The sequence below is a fragment of the Paenibacillus sp. LRG-1 genome, assembly GCF_057220305.1.
Genome location: NZ_CM170126.1, coordinates 3325967 through 3352264, shown reverse-complemented (window position 1 = coordinate 3352264; position 26298 = coordinate 3325967). Strand labels below are relative to the sequence as shown.

At 40.4% G+C, this 26298-nt stretch carries 25 protein-coding genes and 5 pseudogenes; 21 read left to right on the top strand and 9 right to left on the bottom strand.

From position 1 onward, the window contains the following. Positions 1–429 precede the first annotated feature (429 nt). On the top strand, positions 430–1191 hold the full coding sequence (locus ACUUJN_RS14670; protein WP_209942554.1) for a collagen-like protein: 762 nt from the start codon (positions 430–432) through the stop codon (positions 1189–1191). 588 nt (positions 1192–1779) lie between these two features. Beyond that, entirely contained in the window at positions 1780–1920 is a 141-nt protein-coding gene (locus ACUUJN_RS14665) for a hypothetical protein (RefSeq protein WP_484668624.1), read from the top strand. A gap of 64 nt (positions 1921–1984) precedes the next feature. Here the strand turns inward: ACUUJN_RS14665 and ACUUJN_RS14660 are convergent, their stop codons facing one another. Further along, positions 1985–2227: an IS3 family transposase gene (locus tag ACUUJN_RS14660; protein ID WP_179085453.1), complete on the bottom strand. Its 243-nt coding sequence runs from the start codon at positions 2225–2227 to the stop codon at positions 1985–1987. Positions 2228–3211: 984 nt separating this feature from the next. After that, positions 3212–4117: an EamA family transporter gene (locus ACUUJN_RS14655; RefSeq protein ID WP_339200248.1), complete on the bottom strand. Its 906-nt coding sequence runs from the start codon at positions 4115–4117 to the stop codon at positions 3212–3214. 668 nt (positions 4118–4785) lie between these two features. Here ACUUJN_RS14655 and ACUUJN_RS14650 point away from each other — a divergent pair. From ACUUJN_RS14650 to ACUUJN_RS14615, 8 genes and pseudogenes are all read left to right on the top strand, one after another. After that, positions 4786–4923 (top strand): annotated as a pseudogene (locus tag ACUUJN_RS14650) (PTS transporter subunit EIIB); the annotation flags it as partial. 117 nt (positions 4924–5040) lie between these two features. Further along, on the top strand, positions 5041–5466 hold the full coding sequence (locus tag ACUUJN_RS14645) for a PTS sugar transporter subunit IIA (protein ID WP_081326443.1): 426 nt from the start codon (positions 5041–5043) through the stop codon (positions 5464–5466). A 21-nt stretch (positions 5467–5487) separates the two neighbouring features. Then, positions 5488–6947, top strand: a pseudogene (locus ACUUJN_RS14640) (6-phospho-beta-glucosidase). Positions 6948–7058: 111 nt separating this feature from the next. After that, positions 7059–7181, top strand: coding sequence for a hypothetical protein (locus ACUUJN_RS14635; protein WP_256026491.1), 123 nt, complete (start codon positions 7059–7061; stop codon positions 7179–7181). Between the two features lie 168 nt (positions 7182–7349). Next, positions 7350–7832, top strand: coding sequence for a hypothetical protein (locus tag ACUUJN_RS14630; RefSeq protein WP_076295950.1), 483 nt, complete (start codon positions 7350–7352; stop codon positions 7830–7832). Positions 7833–8165: 333 nt separating this feature from the next. Beyond that, complete coding sequence (locus ACUUJN_RS14625) at positions 8166–8831, top strand: Kelch repeat-containing protein (protein ID WP_076295951.1); 666 nt, start codon at positions 8166–8168, stop codon at positions 8829–8831. Continuing rightward, positions 8828–9079: pseudogene (locus ACUUJN_RS14620) on the top strand (hypothetical protein); the annotation flags it as partial. The gene ACUUJN_RS14625 and the pseudogene ACUUJN_RS14620, both read left to right, overlap by 4 nt. Before the next feature lie 60 nt (positions 9080–9139). Beyond that, positions 9140–9397: pseudogene (locus tag ACUUJN_RS14615) on the top strand (fibronectin type III domain-containing protein); the annotation flags it as partial. Between the two features lie 57 nt (positions 9398–9454). Here ACUUJN_RS14615 and ACUUJN_RS14610 read toward each other — a convergent pair. After that, positions 9455–9787, bottom strand: a complete 333-nt coding sequence (locus tag ACUUJN_RS14610) for a hypothetical protein (RefSeq protein WP_023989013.1) — start codon at positions 9785–9787, stop codon at positions 9455–9457. Between the two features lie 883 nt (positions 9788–10670). On the opposite strand from ACUUJN_RS14610, the pseudogene ACUUJN_RS14605 reads away from it, so the two are divergent. From ACUUJN_RS14605 to ACUUJN_RS14585, 5 genes and pseudogenes are all read left to right on the top strand, one after another. After that, a pseudogene (locus ACUUJN_RS14605) lies at positions 10671–10917 on the top strand (YolD-like family protein). 152 nt (positions 10918–11069) lie between these two features. Beyond that, complete coding sequence (locus ACUUJN_RS14600; protein ID WP_075154279.1) at positions 11070–12212, top strand: hypothetical protein; 1143 nt, start codon at positions 11070–11072, stop codon at positions 12210–12212. A gap of 12 nt (positions 12213–12224) precedes the next feature. After that, positions 12225–12608 carry a hypothetical protein gene (locus ACUUJN_RS14595; protein ID WP_484669759.1) on the top strand — a complete coding sequence of 128 codons (384 nt, stop codon included), beginning with the start codon at positions 12225–12227 and terminating at the stop codon, positions 12606–12608. A gap of 504 nt (positions 12609–13112) precedes the next feature. Further along, the gene (locus ACUUJN_RS14590; RefSeq protein WP_023989009.1) at positions 13113–13382 is read left to right on the top strand and encodes a CPCC family cysteine-rich protein; all 270 of its coding nucleotides are present in this window, start codon (positions 13113–13115) and stop codon (positions 13380–13382) included. An 885-nt stretch (positions 13383–14267) separates the two neighbouring features. Next, complete coding sequence (locus tag ACUUJN_RS14585) at positions 14268–14375, top strand: hypothetical protein (RefSeq protein ID WP_023989007.1); 108 nt, start codon at positions 14268–14270, stop codon at positions 14373–14375. An 853-nt stretch (positions 14376–15228) separates the two neighbouring features. Here the strand turns inward: ACUUJN_RS14585 and ACUUJN_RS14580 are convergent. The 5 genes from ACUUJN_RS14580 to lexA all read right to left on the bottom strand — a co-directional run bounded on the left by ACUUJN_RS14580 (position 15229) and on the right by lexA (position 18213). Further along, entirely contained in the window at positions 15229–15720 is a 492-nt protein-coding gene (locus tag ACUUJN_RS14580) for a PLAT/LH2 domain-containing protein (RefSeq protein ID WP_023989006.1), read from the bottom strand. A 699-nt stretch (positions 15721–16419) separates the two neighbouring features. Then, positions 16420–16560, bottom strand: a complete 141-nt coding sequence (locus ACUUJN_RS14575) for a hypothetical protein (protein WP_167348633.1) — start codon at positions 16558–16560, stop codon at positions 16420–16422. A gap of 40 nt (positions 16561–16600) precedes the next feature. Next, positions 16601–16765: a hypothetical protein gene (locus ACUUJN_RS14570; RefSeq protein WP_013310546.1), complete on the bottom strand. Its 165-nt coding sequence runs from the start codon at positions 16763–16765 to the stop codon at positions 16601–16603. A gap of 236 nt (positions 16766–17001) precedes the next feature. Next, entirely contained in the window at positions 17002–17304 is a 303-nt protein-coding gene (locus ACUUJN_RS14565) for a hypothetical protein (protein ID WP_028541732.1), read from the bottom strand. Positions 17305–17586: 282 nt separating this feature from the next. Then, positions 17587–18213 (bottom strand): transcriptional repressor LexA, encoded by a 627-nt coding sequence (lexA, locus tag ACUUJN_RS14560; RefSeq protein WP_013310545.1) that lies wholly within the window; start codon positions 18211–18213, stop codon positions 17587–17589. A gap of 188 nt (positions 18214–18401) precedes the next feature. On the opposite strand from lexA, the gene ACUUJN_RS14555 reads away from it, so the two are divergent. From ACUUJN_RS14555 to ACUUJN_RS14540, 4 genes are all read left to right on the top strand, one after another. Beyond that, entirely contained in the window at positions 18402–18770 is a 369-nt protein-coding gene (locus ACUUJN_RS14555) for a LysM peptidoglycan-binding domain-containing protein (RefSeq protein ID WP_034095187.1), read from the top strand. A gap of 108 nt (positions 18771–18878) precedes the next feature. Next, complete coding sequence (locus ACUUJN_RS14550; protein WP_013310543.1) at positions 18879–19085, top strand: DUF896 domain-containing protein; 207 nt, start codon at positions 18879–18881, stop codon at positions 19083–19085. A 120-nt stretch (positions 19086–19205) separates the two neighbouring features. Further along, on the top strand, positions 19206–19715 hold the full coding sequence (locus tag ACUUJN_RS14545) for a hypothetical protein (RefSeq protein ID WP_023989003.1): 510 nt from the start codon (positions 19206–19208) through the stop codon (positions 19713–19715). A 154-nt stretch (positions 19716–19869) separates the two neighbouring features. Further along, positions 19870–20664: an HAD family hydrolase gene (locus ACUUJN_RS14540; RefSeq protein WP_023989002.1), complete on the top strand. Its 795-nt coding sequence runs from the start codon at positions 19870–19872 to the stop codon at positions 20662–20664. 99 nt (positions 20665–20763) lie between these two features. Here ACUUJN_RS14540 and ACUUJN_RS14535 read toward each other — a convergent pair whose 3' ends face one another. Next, positions 20764–21306 (bottom strand): 1,2-dihydroxy-3-keto-5-methylthiopentene dioxygenase, encoded by a 543-nt coding sequence (locus ACUUJN_RS14535; RefSeq protein WP_023989001.1) that lies wholly within the window; start codon positions 21304–21306, stop codon positions 20764–20766. Positions 21307–21587: 281 nt separating this feature from the next. Between ACUUJN_RS14535 and metH the strand changes: the two genes are divergently transcribed. Further along, complete coding sequence (gene metH, locus ACUUJN_RS14530) at positions 21588–25028, top strand: methionine synthase (protein ID WP_028541730.1); 3441 nt, start codon at positions 21588–21590, stop codon at positions 25026–25028. Positions 25029–25107: 79 nt separating this feature from the next. Then, positions 25108–26037, top strand: a complete 930-nt coding sequence (gene rnz, locus ACUUJN_RS14525; protein WP_076295952.1) for a ribonuclease Z — start codon at positions 25108–25110, stop codon at positions 26035–26037. The last annotated feature ends 261 nt before the right edge of the window (positions 26038–26298 follow it).

The window sequence follows — 26298 nt, the reverse complement described above, 5'->3', positions numbered from 1 at the left end:
TATTAATGTAACCGCAGATGGTTCACAAGTTTGTGTATATTCTGCCTAGTATAAATAAAAAGGGAGACGTGTGAACGTCTCCCCAATGACAATGGGACAGACAACGAATAGCAAGAGACACTACTACAGCGCGAAATAGAGTTCGTCGAGGGTATCCTTGATCAATGGTATAGTACCGAAAGATTGTTAAGGCTGGTATAGCTCAGTGGGTCAAAGACCTACAGGCTAGAAATATAAAAATGCAGATAGTGCAGAATCTGGATCGGTTGATTGAACTGGATATAAGCTTCAGAAGGATGAGCTGTAATAATGCTAACACGATAGAGTCAGACCTATGCCTATTTTCCCAAGATGAAGTCAACAGCCCAATCTTTTTGGTTAATTGCACAATAAACTAATTTGACTAGACTTTGGAGGTGATCATTAAATATGTTTCGACATTATTATTGGCAAAAGAAAATGCATCGGAGAAAATTTAGAAGATGTGTAGTTAAAAAAGTCAAAGTTTTACCGAAAGTTATTGTTAAAGGGATCCGAGGACCTCAAGGACCTCAAGGACCTCAGGGACCACAGGGACTGCCGGGTCCACAGGGAGTTCCAGGCGCTCAAGGCCAGCAAGGGCTACAAGGTTTTCAAGGAATTCCTGGACCAACAGGACCAGCAGGAGCAGTAGGTCCAGCAGGACCAGTGGGACCGGCAGGAGCGATAGGACCAGCAGGACCAGCGGGAACGGTAGGGGCGGTAGGACCAGCAGGAGCAACGGGGGCAACAGGGCCTGCAGGCGCCGGGATATCAGACTTCTTAAGTGTTTTCCGAGCAGATCCTGGTACGGGAACTGACACAGTTCCGGGTAACTCACCAATTACCTTTACTGGAGTTTTGGCTAATGTTGGTGGTGCATTTACTTTCACTCCTCCATCTCCAACGATAACAATCAACGAAACGGGGAGCTATCTAATAGATTTTACAATTCATAACCAAGGCAATGCTGACTTTAACCTTACCGTAAATGGATTCCCTGTTACCCCAGTACCTTTCACGGGTAACGGTGGCGGACCAACTTCGGCAGAAGTCATTATTACTGTAGGGGTCGTTCCTACAACTATTCAATTAGTAAATGCAAATGCAACCCCAGCCCAACTTCATAACTTTACCAATACTACTCTTACTATATTAAAGTTGACTATTTAAGCCATTCTTAATGATATATAGAACATTATATGTAGCCGCTTTAGAAAAGACTGTACGATTTCATATCGTCAGTTTGTCTAATTACACTCATAGTAAGCAGACGTATTTATGGGGGGGATTGTGTAGCATGGCAAGAGAACGTAGTGGTAGTAATAAGATCCATTAAACATTACCACTACTCCAAAGCCTATCTTTAAAGTTAAAATGGAAAATCCGTAGTAACATGGTAAAAAGCAATGATATTATTCAGACATAGAAATATGGATGCTAAGAAGGTCAGGAAACTTTTCCTACCTTCTTTTTTTGTTGTGACAAAATAGGAACTATTGCTTTGATCCGTCAGAAACGACAACTCATGAGCGGCAATCAATATAAATTTTCTTTTTCGATTGGTCGCGAAAAATGGGAAGCTACAGAAGAACGGGCCGAGGTCGATTGGCCTAAAGTTTAGGCATTGCATAAGGAAGCCTTTAATCTTGTGTTGGTAGAAGGACTGACGGAGGATGAATACGAAAATGTAGATGAAGAGGGCATTAAGGAGTTGGACGGCCTCTTAGAACGATTTCTATAAGGAGTCGTTTCCACCTGATGAAGATTATGAGCCTGACGACGAAGAAGGCCAAGAACAGAAACCGAGAATTCGAAATCATTCTCCACGGTGGTAAGGTGGAAAATAAAAAGCCGAAGAAGGTCAAGTCGCTATCTGATCTTGGTTTCTTCGCAAAGTAAATTAAGAAGCATCCGCAATCATGAAGTGACCCCTTTCAAGCAGGCAGCTATCAAAAAGCAATAATTAAGCAGCCTGAGTACTGTATTCATAAGGAGTCAGGTTGTTTAGTTTCTCATGAAAGCGTTCATGGTTGTAGAAATGGATATACTTCTGGATGGCATGCTCCACCTGTTGAGCTGAGGCGAGAGGTATATTGAAATCCTTGGTCGCTATGCAGTAACACCTCGCGCGTCCTGTCGCTTTCTTGCCTTTTTCACCGTATCTAACACCAGGCTCAAATCTTTCTGCTGCTGATCTGGTAGGCAACCATTACGTTGTTAAGAAGATCCTGAATCGTGGAAAGGTAGAGTCTCTGTCCATTGAACATGAGGTAAGTGATGTCCGTTACCCACTTTTGATTCGGCTGGTCAGTCTTAAACTCCCGGTTCAGATGATTGCCAGAAACAACGTAGGCTACTTTCTTGCCATAGTAGTACGATGCTATGTCCCTTACTAAGCAATTCTTGGATCACCGCAAACTTTTTACTCTTGGGTACAGCATCCATTCCTCCGTTCACATTTGCAAGAGCTTTTTTAGCATTTCATTTTCCGCTTCGAGGCGTTTCAGCTTGACCTCCGGATATTCGGGTCGTGTTCGAGGTCTGCCGATGCCTGGCCCTTTTGCTTTGCCTCGTTTTCCCTCTAGAGCATTAACTAACTTATCTTCTCTTAGAAAGAGAAACCGGAATCGGCAGGAATACATGGATCTGGCGTATACCTGTAGCAATCCATGATTTAAACAAGCGAATCCCAAGGACTATCGAATTAACAGAAAATGATGATGTATACTTTCCAAATATTGAACAAATCTTTGAAGTTTACAAAAATGACAAGAACAGAATATTTAACGAGCTTCACTTCATCGAAGCAACTTTCATTTAGCATTATAATGAGGCTAAGAGTCTAAAAGAGGGGCTTAACCAGCCTAAAGATAATTTGATTATGCTTGATAATAAAAACAGAAAACATACGAGTTTGGAAAATTTGGGGAGCTATATTTGAAACTGAGGAATCTAATCCTGCGAAAAAAAATTTAACCTTTCAAACATGAAAAACAGGTTTAGCCATATATTCAAAAAGGACCGATAGGTCCTTTTTTGTTTGAACAGAGCGGGTGAATCTTCTAAGACTATGATTTTGAAATCTGGGATGAGCGTTATAAGCCCCCGCATTTTACACAGCGTTGTAAATGCTTCAAATCTTATTCTGAAATCATTGTCCATCTAACCTATTAAAATTATAGATATCTTGTTATGCTATGTTCTTCTTCACTAAAGTCTGTGGTTTTGATCCTCTGTGTCTTATGTTGCTAAATGCGATGCCACATAAAATGATGATAACACCGATCCATTGAGACCAGCCTACAAATTCTCCTAATACAAGAGAAGACATAATAACGGCCATGGGTAATTCAGATGCAGTCATAATTGTACCCATTCCTGACCCAATATGTGGCATACCTATGGAGTACAAAAGCGGAGGCAGCACAACTCCGAACACCCCGAGGACTAATCCAAAAGGACTCAATCCTGCCAGCACATCGAGGTTAAATAAGAAGGTTGGCGGAAATACCACAAAAACAGTAATAACAGCTCCGGTTGAAAGAAGGGCGCTTTTCAGTGTGGGCGAAGATTCTTTCGCAACAGCACCACTGAGGAAAACAAATAAAGCGAATGTTGAAGCAGCCAATAGCCCCCAAATCGTTCCTTGCCACGAGAGTGAGAGATCACCTTGAGAAAAAATGTTTGCCGCCAAAACCGAGCCGATGAGCAGTATTCCAATCGAGATAAGTTTACCCCTGGTTGGTTTTTTCTTCTGGAGAACCCATTCGTATAGTGTCCCAATCCAAACAAACTGAAATAAAAGGACGATAGCTAGGGAAGCATTTATGGTCTGTAGCGATTGATAATAAAACATACCTGTCAGTCCAAATGGAATTCCGGATAGAAGGAGTTTTGTAACCTGCTTGTACGTAAGGTTTTTCTTTTTTACAAAAATTACAAACATCCAACTCAAAACTGCACCAAAGAAATACTGCACACCAGTTACCTCTGGTGTTGAAAAACCAGCGCTATATGCCAGTTTAACAAATGTGGAAAGTATGCCGTAACAACAACCTCCCAAGAAAACAATAACTGCATAATGCCACAACTTCATGAACAATCCTCCTTTTTTGAATACAAAAAAGCCACACAAATGCGTAAAGGCATTCGTGTGGCGAAAATAGAGATGACTCTCTAGAAAAATCCACATCCATCGGGTTTTAGTATTTCGTTCATTTCGGTATCAGTATAAAAGCAAAGGTTTGTTCTTGTCAATAATCTGATTCGGAGAGAATCAGGATGAAATCTAAAGTAGGTCAAAGCGACAGTAACAGTTAAATACAAAGTAATATGATTAAATAGCAATCAAGCCCAAATTATTTTTTAAATATTTGGGCCAAAATTACTTCATATATGAAATGTAAGAATGTTCATGTGAATTCCTCTCTACAAGTTAAATTCCAGAGAAAAAAACCTTGCATTTTCAAAAAAGAGTGTTTTATTATTGTCCGCAAAGGGAGCTTGTACATCAACTGGATTGTGACTGTTCAATCAGGCAATACCATTTCTGGCCAGAAAAGACGTACCTTCAGCTAACTTTCACAAAATTTGAGGCCTGTGACAAATCGGAAATCGCTAACACAGCCTTACAGGATTGTAACCGTCGCAGGGCAAAACCTGGATCGCTAAACTTCCAGCATGGTGATGTTGCCTAAGATCTATGCACGGGGCAGCTATTCAGTTATTTTGATGCAAAGTCACAGCCAGAGAGGAAGAGTATTCATGAACTATGACCAGTTGGCCAAGGAGATTTTGTCTCGAGTTGGCGGTATTGAAAGCGTTACCATAGTTATTCATTGTGTAACACGATTGCGCTTTCAATTGAAGGACGAAGGATTGTCCAAAACGGAATGGCTGCGACAGGAATGATTAAAGGATTCAATGAACTGTTTTTGCTTTCGGTTGGATTACTGAAACATCTGGGACGTATCAATTGTCTTGACCTACTTCATTGGTTTTAAAGATCCAACAGAAACAATGTCAACAAATATGGGCGACAAACAAGAACCCATTCCCAACATAAGTCAATTGAATGACCAACCATTTGAAATTGTTAGTCCGATGACCGGTACTGTTGTTAGACTCCAAGATATTAAAGACGAGACTTTTGCAGGAGAGCATATGGGTAAAGGGATAGCCATCCGCCCCACGAATGGACGTGTCGTATCCCCAGTGAACGGCATTGTACAAACGATTTACCGTACTAAACATGCCATTGGTCTCATTAGTGATGACGGGGTAGAAATACTCATTCATATCGGACAAGATACGGTTCAGTTAAAAGGTCAGCATTTCAATGCATTTGTTAAGGATGGTGATCGTGTTCAGGTCGGTGATGTCATTGTAGGGACCAAAAATGACATGGTTAATGAAAAAGAACATTTAATCAAAGTATATGTATAAAAAATAGGGAGGTACGTGGAAATGTTTAATGAAATCACTAAATTCCCGGATAATTTTCTGTGGGGTGGAGCTACAGCTGCGAATCAAATTGAGGGAGCTTACCTGGCTGATGGTAAGGGACTGACGACCATTGATTTGATGCCGACGGGGCCCAAACGTAATCAGGTTTCGACTGGCAACTTAAATTCATTTGTACCCGAGGAAGGCGAGTTTTATCCTTCACATGAAGCTATCGATTTTTATCATCGTTATAAAGAGGATATCGCGCTTTTTGCTGAAATGGGTTTCAAATCATTTCGAATGTCGATCTCCTGGGCCCGTATCTTTCCCAATGGTGACGATATAACTCCAAATGAAGCAGGATTGCAATTTTACGATGACGTGTTTGATGAACTTCTGAAGTACAATATTGAGCCTGTCGTTACGATTTGTCACTTTGATTTACCCGTGAACTTGGCGAAAACGTATGGCGGCTGGAAAAACCGAATCATGATTAAACTATTTGAAAAATACTCTAAAACACTGTTTGAACGCTATAAAAATAAAGTGAAATACTGGATGACATTCAATGAAATTAATATGAAATTAATATGTTATTGCATCTTCCTTATACAGGAGCGGGCATTATTTTTGAAGAAGGCGAGGACAAACAACAAGTTCTGTATCAAGCAGCGCATCATGAACTGGTTGCAAGTGCACTAGCAGTCAAGGCTTGTCATGAAATTATTCCTAACGCCATGATGGGATGTATGTTGGCGGCTGGAAATGTGTATCCATACAGTAGCAATCCGGAAGATTACTGGGAAGTAATGAAAATGGAGCGTGATTCATACTTCTTGATTGATGTGCAGTCCGAAGGGGAGTATCCCGGTTATGCCAAACGCTTTTTCATCGAGAATGGAATTCAGCTACAGCTTGAGTCTGAAGATTTGGAGATTTTGAAGACATATACTGTGGATTACATCGGCTTCAGCTATTATTCGAGCCGTTGTACCAGTGCTGATCCTGAAATTCTGAAAAATTTTACGGATGGGAATGTGTTTGGTTCCGTAATCAATCCTTACTTGGAAACTTCCGAGTGGGGATGGACGATTGATCCAAAAGGCATGCGTATTACCTGCAACCAGTTGCATGAAAGGTACAACAAACCATTGTTTATCGTTGAGAATGGACTTGGTGCGCAAGATACTCTTATGGACAACGATACCATTGAAGACGATTACCGCATCTCGTATTTGGATCTTCACTTTGCAGAGATTGCTGAAGCAATAAAAGATGGGGTTGATATTATAGGGTACACAAGTTGGGGGCCGATTGATCTTGTGAGTAACGGTACCGGCGAAATGAAGAAGCGGTATGGTTACATCTATGTGGACAAAAACAATGACGGTTCTGGCACGCTTAGAAGAATTAGAAAGAAAAGTTTTCATTGGTACAAAGACGTCATTGCGAGTAATGGAACAAAGTACTTTCAGAAATAATCACTTTATCTGTAATGGACCGCATAATCTTAAATTTTTGAAACTGCTGCAAATTGAAAGGGCATCAGACACTGATGTTCTTTTCTTAGTTAGGGTGAAAAATATTGTTTATTGAATTTGTTTGTTTATATCACCAAGTTTAGTGGCTTTGGTGTAATACAACCGTTGGGCGAGGATTTGATAGATATTGTGGACTACGGCGCAGTTGGAGAAGATTACACCGGAGTTAATTAAGATTAACGGATCTTATTTCTTTCGTGAGCAGTTTGAATTTAGAGTGGACGCGAAAAAGGAGACTTAATCAAATGTGTATTTTTCATGTCAGACAAAGCTCCCCTTACTTTGACAGTCATTAAGCTGTATGTTTATTAATGAGTATTAAAAGAAGGAGAGGACAAAAAAATGAGAATGAAATTAGGAAGGAAAGCTACTTTATGTTTTTCCACAATCGCTCTCTTGTTTTCAGTTATTGCTCCGTTGTCAGCTTCTGCAGATGCAGCAACTGTAACGCTTGACACTTACAAAAATTTCACAAATCAAGAAATAGTTTTATCACAATCAGTAATATTTAAAGATGACACGGCATATACAGATGTATCAGTTACAGGGAAAAGAGTGAAATTTTCAATTAATGGTTTGGAAAATCCTTTTAATGCTAATTATTATAATCGTTTGGTCTGGACAACTGATGAAAATACACCGAGTATAGAAAATACGTTATCAGTAAAAATTGCTCCAAAAACAGGGAGTCTTTACGGTTCCAGTAGCTATGAGAACCTTTCTCTGATAAAACAAAAGATCAACTCTGATTCAAAATTATATGGATGGATTCAATTAGAATCAAAAGAGTGGGCTAAAGCAGGATCAGCTATAATTAAATATTAAAAAATCCTTAACGTTTGAGGTAAGTGAATGCTCAAATAAAACAGAAATCTCTGCTAACTACAATTGGTTGGCAGAGATTTTTCGTTGACCAGTTTGAATTAGAGTAGATGTGAAAGGCTCAACCGGGTAACTGGCTGAGTTTTTTATACCCAATAAAAACTAAATATACAAATATTTATAATATATTCATAGATCAGCAAGTTTATGTTTAGACAGGTTTTTAAGAATGATTTATCTTGGTAATAGTTCAATATATGGCTAGGAGGAGATCGAGTAATAAGTAAAATTAAAGCATTATGGAGTATTTTAATTGTAGCGATAGTGTTCTTGAATATGTCAGCTTTAGAGGTAAAAGCAGAAGCTGTAAGCGATGAATGGTCGATTAAAACGACTATAGAAAATCCTAAGGCGGTAAGTGCTGTTTCTGAATTGAATGGCAAGATATATATTTTCGGTGGTTCTTCAGAATCAAACCCATATAAGGATATTCAAATTTATGAGCCGAAAAATAATATATGGGCCTCAGGAAGTAGCATGCCTACGGCTCGTTCTACAGCAACTTCCGTTGTTTATAGAAATGATATTTATGTTATTGGTGGCTATACAGGTAATGCCTTTTGCTGGACAGGAGGGTCCTCAGTAAATAATGTTGAAGTTTACAATACCCAGACAGATACATGGAGTGTTAGGAAAGCTATGCCGCAGGCTTTAGGTTCGTTGACAAGTGTTTTGTATAAGGGAAAGATTTATGTGTTTGGTGGGATGACAACAAATACGCGTTCAGTTGCTACTGTCCAAGTATATGATCCGGCTTCCGACATCTGGTCAACGAAGAAACCTATGCCGAATACACTTCATGGTTCCTCTGCAGTTGTACATAAGGACAAAATCTATCTTGTAGCAGGTAGACATATTGATAATAATTCAAATGTCTCACTAAACACATTTCTTGAATGTGATCCCGATAACGATACTGGTCAACTAAACCCAATCTTTTGACAGCACGTGGAGGGGCCCAAGCTGTCATTTATTCCAATAAAATATTTGCTATTGCTGGAAAAACTGAAGCAGGTGGACGTAGTTATGAACTTAATACAGTAGAATCCTTTGATTTTGAACAGAATAAATGGTCTCCTGAGGCTAGCTTAAAGCAAGCCAGAAGTGGGGCTGGGGCTATAACATTAGGTGGACAAATTTACGTTATTGGAGGAAGTCAGAGTACATTGGCTAATTCTCCGGTTAATACTATAGAAATATTCGGGAAGATTGACGGTTCCACACCTGAGCCGGCACCAACTCCCGAACCAACTGATCCATCTCTACCAACTGGGGACCGTGCAATTCTGGTGGTTACTATGACAACTGGTTTGGAAAAGGAGTTTGACCTAAGCATGAAAGAGGTTAATGACTTTATCTCATGGTATGAGGGCAAGCAGGCTGGTTCTGGATCGGCTTCATACGCTATTAATAAACACGATAATAATAAAGGTCCATTCAGCAGCCGAAAGGATTACATGCTATATGATCGTATCCTAACATTTGAAGTAAGTGAATATTCTAAATAAATTTAAAAGCTCTGCTAACCTTAATTGGTCGGTAGAGCTTTTAACTGTTCACGCCTCTTATAATGTATCAAGGTATTCTTTCTGGGATTTGATATAATCTTCCACACCATCATGATAGGTAAATCTACCGCCATTTTTATCAATAATCCAGTTGATCTTCTCGTCATTTAACAAGACTCCATACATGCAGTGATGAAGCAGTTCAATTTGTTTTTCATCCCTAATTCGGATCAAGTGTTTTTCTTGTTCGTCAATGAGGTACCATTTCGTTTCTGTTTCATCTACATCTAGATCTACATCCGCATCCACATACAGTATTGATACCGACAAGGGGAATGGCCAGTCAAACCAATGTTCTCGCTTGTCTTCTCTATAACCTTCAAATGCCATGGTTATTTCCTCCTACTTGGATAATTTCCTGATTAGTTAAATGTAACTAACGTGCTGCGATTGTACGCTTTATTGAACACTGTTTTTTGGGAACTCGCAGCTATCCTCAGCCTTTGGCATCTTGGCACCAATGGGGTGAATGACCTGCCGTTTGAGGTTGGCACGAACTGCGATACGTCTGTTTAGGCTGGGTTAATGGGGGGGAGGTCCGAACTTTATTGTAAATCCCTCATTTGCTCAATTTGTAAAGGCAATGCTGGTTCAAGGGAGAATTTTCGGCAGTAGCCCCTTTTGACATTGGACGAGTAGGCTTTTAGGAATACACACATTAAATTTACTGCTGTTCTTGTCTTATCCTATTGGCTCAGGAATATCGCCCCCATATTCTTTCCATGGCTTTACGTGCGCCATCGTAAACTTCTGCAAAAGTTTAGTGTAACTTTGGCAACCGTCTATTCCGCTATTGTTGCATAATAGTTGTGTCCGCTTTCGTCGTTCATTGTTCTGATCTGTATAGTATACGGAAACGCTGGGTAACAAAGAAGTTGAACGCTTTGTTACCTGATATCGAACGCTACTCCAATACTCTACAATAATTCTGCTGAGCGAAGACGGGTGCCCAACATGATGGAACTGGAGATAAAGACAGGTAGCAGTGTAGTGGACATAAAGGCGCGCGGTTGCTGGCTTTGGGAAGAAGGGGACAACAAGAGCGATATGCGCTCTATATTGTAATCATAGAGGGCTGGGATGGTGACCAAAAGATCATTACATTTTCCTCGCTGGAAATAGGCATTATACGGTATTAAACCTCCAATGATCGGGAGTTTATTTTTTGTACTCAGAATATAATTTGTGCATAACACATCAGGAGGCTACATACATGTCAAAAAGACTCGAAGGTAATGGATTATGGGAAAGCAGCTGCATCTTCATACTGGAACATAAGGAAGCGTATCTAAAGCTCATGAAAGACCGTCAACGGCGCGGCAAGCCAGAGTTGGATGATCAGGAAGTGCAGCTAATCGAGCAAGCGCTAATAGATTCCTACAACTCACGTACGGCTGTCACGCGGTGAGGATGATTTTAGCTGGATTAAGTTGGAGGATATTATTTCTGCAAGTACATAAAAGGCCCTAGGTAACCGGGTCTTTTTTACGTCCTTTACCAAGTTAAAATATGTTTACTATTTAATATTTTTCGTATATATTAATATTCGGAAATTATTTTTCATAAATTTTTCCTGCGAAAATAGATTGAATTAATAGAGGAGATTATCTCAATGAGCATTTCATTAAGAATAGAACGCAAATCCGGTGTTGAACCAATCGAGTTTATAAAAGGTGAGATCACTGGCTTTACTTATAAGAATAATAGTTCCATAAACCTTTCAGCTAAGTCTACAAACTTGGCTCATTCGCTACATATTCGAAGCAAAATTCCGCTTCATTCGCTTCCTTCAGTTATATACAATGCGGATAATTCCAACATGCTGTACACATGGGCAAACGCAGAATATAAACCTGATAGTGAGGACTACTATCGAAAATGTAACATCCAAGTCGTGAGAAATGAAAACGCGATCCGTGATATTACGTTTACACACGCTTATGTAGATAAGTATCAAGAACAGATTGATACCAGCAAAAAGATTCTTGAGTTTGAACTTGTTTTAAAACAAAAAGAAGATCAATTGGGAAAAATTCAGTACACTCCTCAGTTAGAACCTAAGGAAACAAGAGAACAGGATCAGCCTGATGTCTCGCAAAAAATACTAGAAGGCGCATATAGTAAGAATATGTTAGTGTATGCAGGAAATAATACTTTTCCGTTTGAAAATCCTATGGTAGAACTAGAAAAGACTTGGGTGCGAGGCGTAGAGCAGGTAAAAGATTCGACAGACACTGTAATACATTATCCTGATCGTAAAGCATTTACATTAGTAGCTGTTCCTATAGCTCGAAAGAAGTACGGGGACATCACAGCAAATTTACTTCAGCATTCACTTGATTACAAACCAGGACATTTACACTTTAACGAGTGGTCATATGAGGCGCAGCAAGTTAAAAAATCTAAAGAGCACATCGCAATAGTTAATGCCGCAGTCAAAAAAGCTAATGCTAATAAAGTTAAAAGTTTTTCATATAATGGATCTGAGGGATTAGAAAGTGATAGAGATTTATATAATGCTTTTCACAACATGTATTATAAAATAAATGGAAATTACGTTAACGGGCAATGGAAAATTACTACAATATATTATGATATATATAATTTCGAGTATAATTTTAAACAAATGTTTACTGGGCACAACAAACTCGGTTGGGCTGCGGCCAATCTAACAAATTTAATGGAATCATGGGGGACGCTCAAAGAGTATACATCTTATGTTACAGTAACTGATACAAGAAAAGCTTGGAAGTGAGGTGTGAATTGGATGAAGCACAGATACATCTTTATCTTGATAGCTATACTAGTTACAACTACTACTCTAATTTTCCTGGTGAGTTCTGGAGATAATACGAAGTATAAATACCCATCAGGCAAAGATACCGTAGAATATTTTGGTGACGGGACTTTTCAAATTTTCAGAGGGGGGCCACACGACCCTTTAATACTTTATAATCATCTTGCTGATCCACTGGAAAATGCTGTTGATAATATTGTGTCATATAAGATGAAAAAAAATATTGTGTATTTGATTGGTGAAAAAGGCTTCATTAAATTGGATTCAAGTACCAACACGTACGAGCAAAAGAAACGGATTTCCGACTTTACTTCCAAAGATAGAGAAATATTCAATAAATTAATAGAAAAATAGAAGTTATCATAGCAAATGTGTTAGAAAGGGAGCTTTAATTTGTTCACTAAGGTTAAGTTAATATGCGCTTTAGTTGAGTAATTGTTATGTAAGTATTCTAAATTTATAAAAAATGGTTAACCACCAGTGGTGATTTTATGATTATTAAAATTGAAGGTTACTTTTTTCAAAATTTGATTACTGGTCACCAATGCACACAAGAAGAACTATATCAAAAGTATATACAAGCAAAAATGATAACTCTTAATATTAGAGATTTACCTGATATATTTTGTCGACTTCATAATTTTAATCGATTGCGTTTTGAAGATGACACAGAGGTTGGTTATGTGATTGATACAGATACAGACAGGATATACAGACCGATATATTGATGTTTAAAGTTTAAAGCGATTTATCCGAAAGATATCTTCCTATCTCCTTTAATTACAAGTAATGAAGGACTCACTTAACTGGCTAACGGAACAAAAAAATAGATACATAATAAGGAGAGGTCTTATAGCGGTGGGAAAATATACTTGTCCTTGCTGTGGTTACAAAACCTTAAACGATGAACCGCCTGGAACCTATGATATTTGTGAAATTTGTTTTTGGGAAGATGATGGTATTCAGTTTGCAGATCCTGATTATGATGGCGGGGCAAACATAGTATCTTTAAGACAGGGCCAGCAAAATTATAAAGTTTTTGGCGCTTGCGAAGAAAAATGCATAGAGTTTGTGAGAAAAGCCTCAGATAAAGATATACGCGATACGAACTGGGAACCCTATAACTAACTGGAACGTTAGTTCTACTTTCCATCTAATGTTAAGAGGAATTTTCTTGAAGTTTTTGAAGGAGCAAATATAGATATGTGGGGTGGCACTGGAACGCGCCGAAGGGTTTAATCGATTAGCCAGGCAAAGAGTGGTACAAGGGCTTCTTCGGGGATTCCACCACAAAAACGGCCTTTTTTATCGTTGGGGATAAGATCAAAGTAACAAGCCAAGGTACTTGGAACTGGACAGAACGTTTAATATCGTAAGGCGAGTAGCTTGACCTTACATAAATTCTTTTGAAATATCACCAAACCGTTGCATAATCCGAAAGAATGGGTGATACCCTACTGGCATGCGCTGACGGGATGTTTATTGTTTTGGAATATAGTAGAATTCATTAATTGAGTCTTGAGGAGTGAAAAATATATACTCGAAGCCATAACTCAATGCAATTAAATTGAATTAAGGCAGATATAAAGAAGGACTCTATCAGCTAAATGCTGTAGGAGTCCTTCTTGTTGTTCTTTAGTTGTGGCAATAGTAAAAGTTCTTCATCAGTGGCACCTTGCTGGATACGCTGGTAAAGTGTTTTTATTTTCCTAGAAGTCCATCCCATAAACAAGACCTCGCATAGCCTGTGGAGTAAACAAAGGAGGCGTTACGTGTGAGAGGAATAGAAAGAGGTTACGAAGAGACGGCCGGGAAGATTTGGACATCGATAGCTGCTGTCTTGGCACTCTTCATTTTGTTGGTAATCATCTTGAAATTAATTCTTTTATAAAGATTATTAGGCTCTACCGGTTTATCTGGGTGTGAGCCTTTGTTTTGTTTACCTGCATGCCCTATCACTGAACGTATTTATACATATATTAAGGTGAACGACAAATAAAGGAGGTTTAAGACATGGGTGCATATGAAGGTGCAGGTGGCGGCGGTGTATGGACTTCTACAGCGGCAATTTTAGTGCTCTTTATTCTCTTAGTTATCATCACTAAATCACTTTGGGTTTAATTCGTGAAAAGAACTGTTGGATAATACCACTTCACTCATGGATGGCAAATAGTTGAACTCAATGAGCGCATAAGCTATTTGGCAATAGCTACAGTATTCGCTTCTCTTTTGGCGAATACTTGGTGGATTTCCTGCCATAATAGATTTGCGCTTATTGTATTTTGTAAGAAGGGGAATGTTTCATTGAATGGGTATAATCCTTCCTAATACCTAAATTTAATCTCAGATAGGGCCTTATTAGTTTGCAACAATAACTGGTATGAGTCTTTTATTTGCGATAATACGCACGATACTTTGACACATCTTTTATAGTATTTAGAAGATTTATTATACTTTGGAGGTATCCTATGATAAGAGAATTGGCTTGAGGGTTAATTGCTTTCACTGGCGGCTATTGGGGATGAGATTATTGTGAAAATACAAGAGAGTAATGTAACTGTTGATCATAAGTACAAAGTGGTAAAGTAGAATACCGAACTGTTCGCAGCTACGCTAAGTCAGGTAGATGGAAATAATAATCCAATATTCGAAAATGTACATGATCAACTTAAAAGTATTGAGACTAAAAGAGACATGCTAAATCGAAAAAATTAGGTGTTGTGATTTGATGCTTGAATTCTTTTTAAAGCTATGATTTTCTTGGTAGATTCAATATGTTTTTCCAGCGGCCATTTCTTAGCTTTTGTTTATATAGCAAAATTACATAACATTTTTCCCATTAGTGAGTTTATTCTTAAAATTGATTCTTGAGATGGGGTTATAATTACGGCGATACAATTTTAGTAGGATTATTCATCCAAAACTAAAAGACTCTATCCAAATATCGACAGAGTCTTTTGTATGAATATTTGTTTTAGGATGGAAAAAGTGTTTCGGAATCTGCGGAACCGCCGTCACCAAGCCAACGGTTAGGACCTGCAAATGAGAAAGTTTTCCCGTTTCCAGATATTTTGACATTAGCGATTTTCCAACCTGGTTTATACCCAGATCCATCAGTTCTAATAGTAATTTTTCTGATGTCACCTAGGTTACTAGTGCTGATTCTTGTTGTATCGGAATCTCCTTGTTCAAAGCTACCATTGAGTGTAGCGGTAGCATAATCTCCATTAGAACCATACAGAGTTATAGAGATGTTCGAGTCTGTTCCGGCATCTTTGAGATTGGCCGTATTTACAGTAACGACATATTCAACATTAGCAAAAGGCGTAACAGACTCTATACTTCTATTTGAGTCTTGTAATGAACTATAAGTGTCACTTGTGACCTGATCTGCAAAAGAAGGTGCAGCAAAAGCTACAGATGAGATAAGCATTGCTACTGATGCTAGTAAAGATACTTTTTTCATTAAATTGTTACCACCTTTCTAGTATTTGTATTTAATGTTATACATGTGTAATGTATTTGTACATAGTTCATTGGTTGTGAAGAGAAATTTTTTTCTTGTCTTTGTTTGTTGTATTTTATCTTTATGTGTCGGATATTAGCTTTCTAAATAATCATGTAAGGGTATGATTATTTAGAGAAGGATTTTTAGCGCTTATCCAGAATGAATTGTCGAGTTGATCAACATGAATCATACATATGAAGTGTTGATCCAATATCGAATTGTTTTCAGCTGCATTAAGTCAGATAAGAGCATCTGTAGTCCAGCCGTTGAGTAGGATATGATGGAGTTTGTGGAATACGGTGGTGGGCAAGTGGGGCCTTATAAAGTTTTAAAATAAAAAATTGAGCAAACAATGCAGCAACGTACAAACCATGGACGGATATACAGCCGGAATACTTAAGTGAAAAAAGCTGAAGCAAGTTTGAGGGCTATAGGTGTGGTCAGTTGTACACAAAGTATTTGAGTCAAGAATGCTGCTGCTTTTGACTGGGTACCATTTCGCTTCTGTTTTAACCAGTGGAAGCATAGTTGAATATGTATGGTATTTAAAAGGAAGGCAACTGAATTTAGCAGTTCTATGGAATTTAGGAGTTGGGTGTATCGTTTAACACAAAAAAAGCAGGAAGAATCCTTCCCGCTTTTGCTTGAAAACGATTATTAACGTCTGCGTTGTCTATCATTTACGCTAAACAGATTAACAGCCAGTGCGTTACCTCTTGCACGCGCAATGGCTCTTTGAGTGGAACGGATGTTTAATCTTCTTCTTCTTAAATCACGTTTGCAATGTCTTCTGCTCATAATATCACCTCCCTTCAAGAAATGAAGGTACGGTTAAATCTTAGTGGCGTTTATGCTTACGCTTGGAAATTTTGATATTCAAGGCATTGGTTGCTAGTGCATTTCCGCTTCCTGTTTTAGCAGCTGCGGCTTGAAAGACTTTAACGACCAGATATCTGTTTTTCCCGATGCGATGCTTATACGTTTTAACTCTATTTCTGATCATCTGCATATCTCCTTTGCTTAGTTCTGCTATATACATATGTCAATTGTGATAGTAATGTATCAGCATAAATCTATTAAAAGCAAAAAGAAGCTAGTACCTATATTCCTAATGGATAATAAAAAAACTCATGCGAACCTGTCTTCGCCTTTTCAACTTTACGTTGCAGGAGAATGTTATAGGCAGGTCGGCATGAGTCTAATAGTGTAGATAAAGATAATAGGCAGTTAGTATGAAAATTATTTACTATTAAGAGTGTTAAGTTTTTTCTCGTAGTACGCCTCTTGAGCAAGAATATGATTCAGTTGTTCAGAGAGCTGTTTATATTCTTGGCTGTCTTCTGGATAATTATTTCTTTCGAAAATTACAGCTTCGAGTTGCTTTTCTAAATACCTGAAATGGATAAGTATTTGTATATACTTAATACGGTCGTAAGTTGTTATGTGGGAGTTCTCTTTTGCATACAAATGATCCATTGTTGGAACTACACAGCTTATGGCGATAAATATCACAACAAACGCTGAAATTATAATTTTTTTCATTTAATTCCTCCTACAGAGCTATAAGTAATTAATATACCATATTTATCTAAAACAAAGAAAGATCTATTAGTTTTGCCCATGACAGTATAGCTGCTCAAGGTCAGTGGGGAATTATTTGAGATGAGGAGGCTGATTTTTAGTAGAAAAAATAGGGATAGGTTGCTGAAATGAAAAAAAAGTTGTGAGATACATAATAAACATAATAGCAATACAAAACCGGCTTGCCCTAGGCAGCCGGTTTTATATTAGTGGATAGAATAACGGGGAAGAAAGAACGAGAAATCAGTGGAAGTCCCGGAAGAGTCCTACAACCTTGCCCAAAATGCTGACGTGTGTCAGGCGAAGCGGTTCAAAGGCTGGATTTTCAGGTTGAAGCCGGATATGATCCTTTTCTTTGTAGAAGGTTTTAACTGTAGCTTCGTCTTCATCTGTCATAGCTACAACAATATCACCATTATCAGCGGTCTGCTGCTGACGTACGATTACATAGTCTCCGTTAGCAATACCAGCTTCAATCATGCTTTCGCCTACAACAGATAACATGAATATTTTATCCTCACCAACAAAGTGTTGGGGAAGAGGAAAGTAATCTTCAATATTTTCTGTCGCCGTAATAGGAAGGCCAGCAGTTACTTTGCCGACGACGGGGACACGACTAATGGAGTAATTAATCAAGTTGCTGTTATCCGATTCGTCTTGACCGAGTAACTCAATAGCCCGTGGTTTTGTAGGATCGCGGCGAATGAGTCCTTTTTTCTCTAAACGATCCAAATGACCATGAACCGTAGAACTGGAGGCTAATCCGACAGCCTCGCCTATTTCGCGTACAGAAGGGGGGTATCCCTTTAGACGCACTTCATTGCGGATAAATTCAAGAATGGCCTGCTGGCGGCTCGAAATCTTAGACATACCGTATCAACCCCATTTAGTAACGTTTGGGAAAATTATAGCATAGAACCTCCGTTCGTACAAACATAAGTTCTAAATAATCCCTAAAAATAATTACGAACTTTTGTTCTCTTTTCTATTGAACAAAACAAATGTTCGTGTTATATTGTGAAAACATAAGAACAAACGTTTGGAGGACACAGCCAATGATGAAATATAGCACTTATCAAAGTATTTTTCCGATGAATTTAGAAAATTTACAGGAGACTCGAAAAGAGGGTAGGGCACGTTTTATGCAGATTATTACCAATACTCTTTTACTTAAGCTTCTTATTATAGTGATTGTTGCTTGGATTGCAGGGGCAGGTGTACTTACAGTTTTCGCGGCACCTTCAGCTTCCAAGGAAGAAGTGACTAAACTGACCGTACAACCTGGGGATACGTTGTGGGAGATTGCCGCAAATCATAAACCGGAACGAATGGATACACGGGTATATATAGAAGGAATTGTGCGGATTAACGGTTTGGAGGATCGGGGAGTGCAGGCAGGTCAGGTACTCAAGCTTCCTAACTTCTGATCTATAGACTATTAGAGCTTGTCAGGGAGCGTAATACGGGAGCCTTGACAAGCTCTTTTCTACATGTCAAAGTGTATTATATCTTTGCTTTTATGGAGGGGACACAATTTGGATATAGACAGCTTGGTACAGCGCATTAATGAATTAGCGCGCAAAGCAAAATCCGAGGGTTTGACGGAAGAGGAAGCCACAGAGCGCGCCAATCTTCGGGAAATTTATTTAGGTAACATTCGCCGTAATTTTCGGCAGCAGCTTGAGACGATTGAATTTGTGGACGATGATACATCGAAAGGAAATGACGGGCTGAAGCATTAATGTTGTTAAAGTGCCCAAGCCTGCAATTTGCCTTTTGTTTTAGGTACCTTTTATGGTATCTATATAGATCAGCTTTGAGGCAATTGTTTTAATGTAATATATCTGGGAAGGAATTGAGAGATGGCCCGATCATTTGAAAGAAAAGTACGCAAAAACACAGCGCATTTAAATAAATCGCGCAAAAAGCAAGGCATTCAAACCATTAGCGGCGCAGGTTCTACAATGGATATTTTCCGTGGCCGTAACATTACTGTGCCAATTATGCTGGCTGGTCTTTCTGTATTGTACATGCTTATGAGTTACTTTTTGACTAAGACCGGTATGCGAGGGATGGATTGGCTTGTATTCGGCCTGTACTTGATGCTGGCTGTTATCTTTTTCATCCGTCGTCCTTATTTGAAAGTGGGAAAGGATACTCTCTATATGCTGAAAGGTGGTAGAGAACGTCCAATGACGGCAGGGGACATGAAAGCCATCAAGATTGAAAAGGGTTACGTAACCGTTGAAAGAAAAGGTAAGGGTGGTAATTTTATTTTCACAAAATCATTAGGTCGCTATGACACGGATGCCATTGCAGAGCGACTTGAGAAGTTTGCGCTATCCAATCAGATACAGGTAGACAAGAAATAACTGATTTGCCTGTAGCTCTGTAACAAAGGCCGTATGATGTTATTTCATATAACATGCTGCGGCCGCTTGCTTAATATGGGCACACATAACGATTCAAATGCTTAATCAAGCAAATAGGCGTACATATACTGTGGAAAGAGAGTGGATAATTCAGATGACGATTCAGGCGGTAATGTTTGATCTTGATGATACCCTTTTGTGGGATGAACGTAGTGTAGAAGAGGCATTTGATGCAGCGTGTCAAACAGGCTCCCGTGAAGCAGGCGTTGATCCAAAAACTCTGGAGGAAGCCGTACGTAAGGAAGCACGCGCTTTGTATGAATCCTATGAAACCTTTAGTTTTACTCAAATGATCGGCATTAATCCGTTTGAAGGATTGTGGGCGAATTTTACAGCAGGTGAGCAACCTGAATTCCGCCAATTGGAACAGTTGGCCCCTGTTTATCGAAAGGAATCATGGCGCAGAGGACTCCAGCAACTAGGGATAGATAATGAGAAGTTGGCGGAAAAGCTGGCTACCCAATTTGCTTCGGAAAGACGCGCGCGTCCACATGTATATGAAGAAACGTTCGAGATTCTAGAACAATTGAAGGGACATTACAAGCTGTTATTGCTGACAAATGGCTCCCCTGATCTACAACAGGAGAAACTGGATGGAGTTCCTCAATTAGCTCCTTTCTTTGATCATGTTGTCATTTCAGGTTCATTTGGTCGAGGCAAGCCTGATCCGTCTATATTCCAGCATGCTTTGGGGCTTCTTGGTATTGAGCCTGAACATGCTTTAATGGTAGGAGATAAACTGACGACTGATATTCAAGGAGCGTTGGCAGCAGGTGTACACTCGGTCTGGGTGAACCGAAACACTAAAACCAATACCACAGAGATCAAGCCGAAGTTCCAAATCAAGCATCTGTCTGAATTGGACGGAATTATTCAATCGTTAAAGTAAGAAATCAATAGTCTTTAGAAACGAGTATTAAGAAAACTCCCTTCGCTATTGTTACAGAGCAGAGGGAGTTTTTTTATTCACACAAGGATAAATTCGTAATTATGCTTTAATGAAGGTTGGATCTTCATACGGTTCGGCAATCCAGCCATTTTCTTCGATGAACAAGCGGATTGCGACGATCTTTTGATTCTCCATTAAAGTGAAGAAGTGAGGTATATTTTCAGGTACGGAGATAACGTCCCCCGGTGAAAGCTCTACGTTAAAATAGCCGATCTCTTCTGGGCCTTTAATGATGAAGATGCCTTTACCAGCGACAATGGCACGGATTTCATCCTCGGTGTGGGTGTGAATTTGCTCAAACTTGGCCAGCAGCTCGTTCAAATTCGGCGTTGCTTCAGATAAAGTGATAACGTCCCATATTTTATATCCGCGACGTGCGGCTAAATCCTTGATTTCGGGTTCAAATGTTTTGAGAACAGCGGCCTTTTGATCATCTGTTAAGGTAAAGTTTTCTTGCAGCTCCCCAGACAATTTGGAAGCATCCCAATGTTCATACAATATCTCGTGACTCTCCAGAAATTCACGTACTTGTTCTTCACCGCTAATTCGTTCATTCGTATTACGTATTAAGATTTCGGCCATATATATATTCCCTCTTTTCCACTTGGATTAATGTTGTATAAAGAATACCATGTCTTGAAACGTTGTACAATACAGGATTTCAACATTTTATAATGCAAATGACCATAGCTAAAGGATGCAGGGTTAAGTACGCTCTATAATGCTACAAACTATAAAAATGGATAAGAGAAGTCATTTTTACAAAGAACAACCTGTATAAAACGTATGTTTTTACTTCAATCTATCTAAATGATACGGTTTCTGCTAAACTAGGATTTAACGTTTTGCGGGGGTGAAGAAATTTGGATAAAGTTAGCTTGCAGGATGCATTACAACGAAGAATACTCCTTCTTGATGGGGCCATGGGCACCATGATTCAACAGGAAGACCTTTCCCCCGATGATTTTGGTGGGGAAGAGCTGGAGGGCTGTAATGAAATGCTGGTCTTAACGAGACCGGATGTCATTCAAGGGATTCATGAAGCATACTTGAAGGCCGGAGCAGATCTAATTGAAACGAATACATTTGGAGCAACATCCGTCGTTTTGGCGGATTACGATATACCAGAACGTGCCCGTGAAATTAATCTGGTGGCGGCCAAACTGGCGCGTAACGCGGTGGATAAATACAGCACTGCGGACAAGCCTCGTTTTGTAGTAGGAGCTATGGGCCCAACCACGAAAACCTTGTCTGTCACAGGTGGGGTTACATTTGCTGAGCTGATTGAAAGCTATCAAGAGCAGGCCTTGGCGCTTATTGAAGGCGGCGTGGATGTACTCCTTTTGGAGACCTCACAGGATACGCTTAACGTCAAAGCTGGAAGCATCGGAATTCGGCAAGCTTTTGAGCAGACAGGTATCGAGCTTCCGCTAATGATTTCAGGCACGATTGAGCCTATGGGAACTACGTTGGCCGGACAAAATATCGAATCCTTTTGCATATCACTGGAACACTTGCACCCAATTTCGATTGGATTGAATTGTGCTACAGGTCCAGAGTTTATGCGTGATCATATTCGCTCTCTGTCTGAAATGTCCTCTGCAGCTATTAGCTGTTATCCAAATGCGGGCTTGCCCGATGAAAATGGCCAATACCATGAATCGCCTGATTCTTTAGCACGTAAAATGGCTGCTTTTGCTGAAAAAGGCTGGTTGAATATTGCTGGGGGTTGTTGTGGTACCACGCCTGAGCATATTCGAGTTATGAGTGAAAGTATGGCGCAGTTTGAGCCGCGTCCGCTGGTAGGTCATCATCCTCCTGCCGTATCGGGCATTGAGCCTGTATATATTGAACAGGACAATCGTCCGTATATGGTTGGTGAGCGAACGAATGTTCTGGGCTCCCGCAAATTCAAGCGTTTGATCGTGGAAGGCAAATATGAAGAGGCATCTGAAATTGCCCGTGCTCAGGTAAAAAGCGGAGCGCATGTCATTGATATTTGTGTGCAGGACCCGGATCGCGATGAAATGACGGATATGGAAGCATTTTTGAAACTGGTTGTAAACAAGGTAAAGGTACCTTTAGTGATTGATACCACGGATATTAAAGTCATTGATACAGCACTTCAATATTCGCAAGGCAAGGCAATAATTAACTCCATTAATTTGGAGGATGGTGAAGAGAAATTTGAGAAAATGGCTCCTCTTATTCATAAGTACGGCGCCGCTGTTGTTGTTGGAACAATTGATGAACGCGGACAGGCTATTTCACGTGAGGATAAGCTTGAGGTAGCTAAACGTTCTTATGATCTGTTGGTGAACCGTTATGGTTTGGCAGCGGAGGATCTAATTTTTGATACGCTCGTATTCCCAGTAGGAACAGGTGATGAGCAATATATCGGTTCAGCTAAGGAAACCATTGAGGGCATTCGCATTATTAAAGAAGCGCTTCCCGGGGTGCATACCATCCTGGGCATCAGTAACGTATCTTTTGGTTTGCCGGAAGCGGGTCGTGAAGTGCTCAATTCCGTCTATTTATATGAATGCACCAAAGCAGGTCTGGACTATGCGATTGTAAACACTGAGAAGCTTGAACGTTATGCATCCATTCCAGAGCATGAGCGGAAACTTGCGGAAGACTTGATCTATAAAACAAATGACGATACTTTATCCGCTTTTGTAGCAGCTTTCCGTAACAAGAAAGTGGAGAAAAAAGAAAAGATATCAAACCTTTCGCTCGAAGAACGACTGGCTTCCTATGTAGTCGAGGGAAGTAAGGAGGGACTCATTCCGGATCTGGAGCAAGCGCTCGTGAAATATTCTTCGCTGGAGATTATTAACGGCCCGCTGATGAAGGGGATGGAGGAAGTAGGACGACTGTTTAACAATAACGAACTGATTGTTGCGGAGGTGCTGCAAAGCGCTGAAGTGATGAAGGCGTCCGTAGCCTATTTAGAGCCGTTCATGGAGAAGAATGAATCCTCAGTAAAAGGTAAGATTTTGTTGGCTACAGTCAAAGGTGATGTGCATGACATTGGTAAGAATCTGGTGGAGATTATTCTATCCAACAATGGTTACCATATCGTGAATCTGGGTATAAAAGTACCACCAGAACGCATTATTGAGGCTTACCGTGAAGAAAAGGCCGATATGATTGGCTTATCCGGACTGCTTGTTAAATCGGCACAACAAATGGTGCTGACCGCACAGGATTTGAAAAATGCGAATATTGATATTCCAATAATGGTTGGTGGAGCTGCTTTAACACGTAAGTTCACTAAAAATCGTATCCGTCCTGAGTATGATGGTCTGGTTGCCTATGCAAAGGATGCTATGGATGGGCTGGATATTGCCAACAAGCTTATGAATCCTGAGTCCCGCAAAAAAATGGCTGAGGACATGGAGGCTGAGCGGGAGGCTGAAGCGGCAATAGTCGTGGAAGCTAAGCCGCTCCCTAAGCTCACTCGAGCTGTGCGCTCTAACATTGCTCAGGATCTGCCCGTCTATATTCCACCAGATACGGATCGTCATGTACTGCGTAATTATCCACTGAATTATATTTTGCCTTACGTGAATATGCAAATGCTAATGGGGCATCATCTTGGTTTAAAAGGCAATGTTGAGCAGCTGCTGGCTTCGGAAGATCCGAAAGCGATTCAGTTGAAGGAAACCGTGGACAGCATCATGTTTGAAGCTGTGACGGACGGAATCATCCAGGCACATGCTATGTATCGTTTCTTTCCAGCGCAGTCCCAAGGAAATCAAATTCTGATCTATGATCCGTCGGATGTGAGCAAGGTACTGCACACATTTACATTCCCGCGCCAGCAGGTAGAGCCTTATCTATGTCTGGCTGATTTCTTGAAATCAGTGGAATCCGGGGTTATGGACTATGTAGGTTTCATGGTCGTTACAGCTGGTCATGGGATTCAGCAGATATCTACCCGGTGGAAAGATAAAGGGGATTATCTGCGCTCGCATGCACTTCAAGCGGTAGCACTCGAAGTAGCAGAAGGGTTAGCGGAACGGCTTCACCATATTATCAGGGATAGCTGGGGGTTCCCAGACCCTGCCGATATGACAATGAAACAGCGACACGGTGCCAGATATCAAGGCATACGGGTATCCTTTGGCTATCCGGCATGTCCAGATCTGGAGGATCAGGGGCCGTTGTTCCAGTTGTTAAAACCTGAGGATATTGGCGTTGAGCTGACGGAAGGGTTTATGATGGAACCGGAGGCTTCTGTATCAGCCATGGTGTTCAGCCACCCTCAGGCGCAGTATTTTAACGTCGAAAAGGTTTAACACCTTTATCAGATAGGATAGCAAATACCCTCCGAGCTTCGGAGGTTTTTTGCTGGTCAGCAGGAAGAAGGTTAATGTTATGGAATTTTATTTTCTCGGTACAAATGCAGGGGTGCCTACGATTCAGCGAAATGTAACGTCCATCGCTCTTCGTTTGCTGGAAGAACGAAGAAGCATGTGGCTGTTCGACTGTGGCGAAGGCACTCAACAAGAGGTATTGCGTTCGCCGCTCAAACTAAGCAGACTTGAAAAAATATTTATCACCCATTTGCATGGGGATCATCTTTTCGGTCTGCCGGGACTGCTGTCGAGCAGGGCGTATCAGGGGGGAACGACACCACTGACGGTATATGGACCGCCTGGAATCCAGCAATATATCGAGCTATCTTTAGGGATCAGCCAATCGCGTATCAATTACCAACTACATATTGTGGAGCATACGGGCGGGGTTCTGTTTGATGACGGTCAATTCCGGGTGGAGTCAGCTTTGCTGGATCATCGGATCGACAGCTATGGCTACCGAGTTGTAGAGATGGATAAGCCCGGTAAGCTTAACCAAGAGCTGTTGGAGCGATATGGTATTAAGCCCGGCCCGGTGTACGGTAAGTTAAAGCGTGGGGAAAGCGTGGAGGTAGAAGGTGGAGTTATTTTGCATCCTCAGGATGTACTGGGTTCGCCGAAAAAAGGGCGTATTATCACGATTTTAGGGGATACGAGACCTTGTCCGAATACGGTAGTGCTGGCTCAAGATGCAACTGTCGTCGTTCATGAAGCCACTTTTCTGCATGAACTGTCAGATACAGCATACGAGTATCATCATAGTACGGCGCTTCAAGCAGCGGAAGCTGCAAAAGCCGCAGGTGCGGGTCAGCTAATCATGACGCATTTTAGTTCTAGGTATAAAGATCAGGAGCAGCTTCAGCCATTGCTGGAGGAAGCGCGAAGCATATTTCCCAATTCATTGCTTGCGGAGCAGCATGTGTTGTTACCGGTACCCGATATCGGTTAATAAACGATTGGAGAAGATATGTTCATGGGTGCCGGGGCTTGCCCCGGTGCCTTTGTTTTTCACCCAAATTATTTTCCGGGAAAGCGCAGGATGCGACAAGAGATGAGAACCCGTACACGGTGGTGGGGGATGAATTTGTTCTACCACATATAGAGGCGTGTCATATTCGAGTTTCTATATATCGAATTTAAAGGATTCTATTTCTTGAGTATGACCAGGAAATACAGGAGATTTCCTTTGAGGAAATAGCTCCTTCGATGG

Excerpts from the sequence above, each read along its gene's own strand:
- ACUUJN_RS14670 (WP_209942554.1), top strand. The coding sequence starts at position 430 with ATGTTTCGACATTATTATTGGCAAAAGAAAATGCATCGGAGAAAATTT.
- ACUUJN_RS14665 (WP_484668624.1), top strand. The coding sequence starts at position 1,780 with ATGAAGATTATGAGCCTGACGACGAAGAAGGCCAAGAACAGAAACCGA.
- ACUUJN_RS14655 (WP_339200248.1), bottom strand. The coding sequence starts at position 4,117 with ATGAAGTTGTGGCATTATGCAGTTATTGTTTTCTTGGGAGGTTGTTGT.
- ACUUJN_RS14645 (WP_081326443.1), top strand. The coding sequence starts at position 5,041 with ATGTCAACAAATATGGGCGACAAACAAGAACCCATTCCCAACATAAGT.
- ACUUJN_RS14630 (WP_076295950.1), top strand. The coding sequence starts at position 7,350 with ATGAGAATGAAATTAGGAAGGAAAGCTACTTTATGTTTTTCCACAATC.
- ACUUJN_RS14625 (WP_076295951.1), top strand. The coding sequence starts at position 8,166 with ATGTCAGCTTTAGAGGTAAAAGCAGAAGCTGTAAGCGATGAATGGTCG.
- ACUUJN_RS14610 (WP_023989013.1), bottom strand. The coding sequence starts at position 9,787 with ATGGCATTTGAAGGTTATAGAGAAGACAAGCGAGAACATTGGTTTGAC.
- ACUUJN_RS14600 (WP_075154279.1), top strand. The coding sequence starts at position 11,070 with ATGAGCATTTCATTAAGAATAGAACGCAAATCCGGTGTTGAACCAATC.
- ACUUJN_RS14595 (WP_484669759.1), top strand. The coding sequence starts at position 12,225 with ATGAAGCACAGATACATCTTTATCTTGATAGCTATACTAGTTACAACT.
- ACUUJN_RS14585 (WP_023989007.1), top strand. The coding sequence starts at position 14,268 with ATGGGTGCATATGAAGGTGCAGGTGGCGGCGGTGTATGGACTTCTACA.
- ACUUJN_RS14580 (WP_023989006.1), bottom strand. The coding sequence starts at position 15,720 with ATGAAAAAAGTATCTTTACTAGCATCAGTAGCAATGCTTATCTCATCT.
- ACUUJN_RS14575 (WP_167348633.1), bottom strand. The coding sequence starts at position 16,560 with ATGAGCAGAAGACATTGCAAACGTGATTTAAGAAGAAGAAGATTAAAC.
- ACUUJN_RS14570 (WP_013310546.1), bottom strand. The coding sequence starts at position 16,765 with ATGATCAGAAATAGAGTTAAAACGTATAAGCATCGCATCGGGAAAAAC.
- ACUUJN_RS14565 (WP_028541732.1), bottom strand. The coding sequence starts at position 17,304 with ATGAAAAAAATTATAATTTCAGCGTTTGTTGTGATATTTATCGCCATA.
- lexA (WP_013310545.1), bottom strand. The coding sequence starts at position 18,213 with ATGTCTAAGATTTCGAGCCGCCAGCAGGCCATTCTTGAATTTATCCGC.
- ACUUJN_RS14555 (WP_034095187.1), top strand. The coding sequence starts at position 18,402 with ATGAAATATAGCACTTATCAAAGTATTTTTCCGATGAATTTAGAAAAT.
- ACUUJN_RS14545 (WP_023989003.1), top strand. The coding sequence starts at position 19,206 with ATGGCCCGATCATTTGAAAGAAAAGTACGCAAAAACACAGCGCATTTA.
- ACUUJN_RS14540 (WP_023989002.1), top strand. The coding sequence starts at position 19,870 with ATGACGATTCAGGCGGTAATGTTTGATCTTGATGATACCCTTTTGTGG.
- ACUUJN_RS14535 (WP_023989001.1), bottom strand. The coding sequence starts at position 21,306 with ATGGCCGAAATCTTAATACGTAATACGAATGAACGAATTAGCGGTGAA.
- rnz (WP_076295952.1), top strand. The coding sequence starts at position 25,108 with ATGGAATTTTATTTTCTCGGTACAAATGCAGGGGTGCCTACGATTCAG.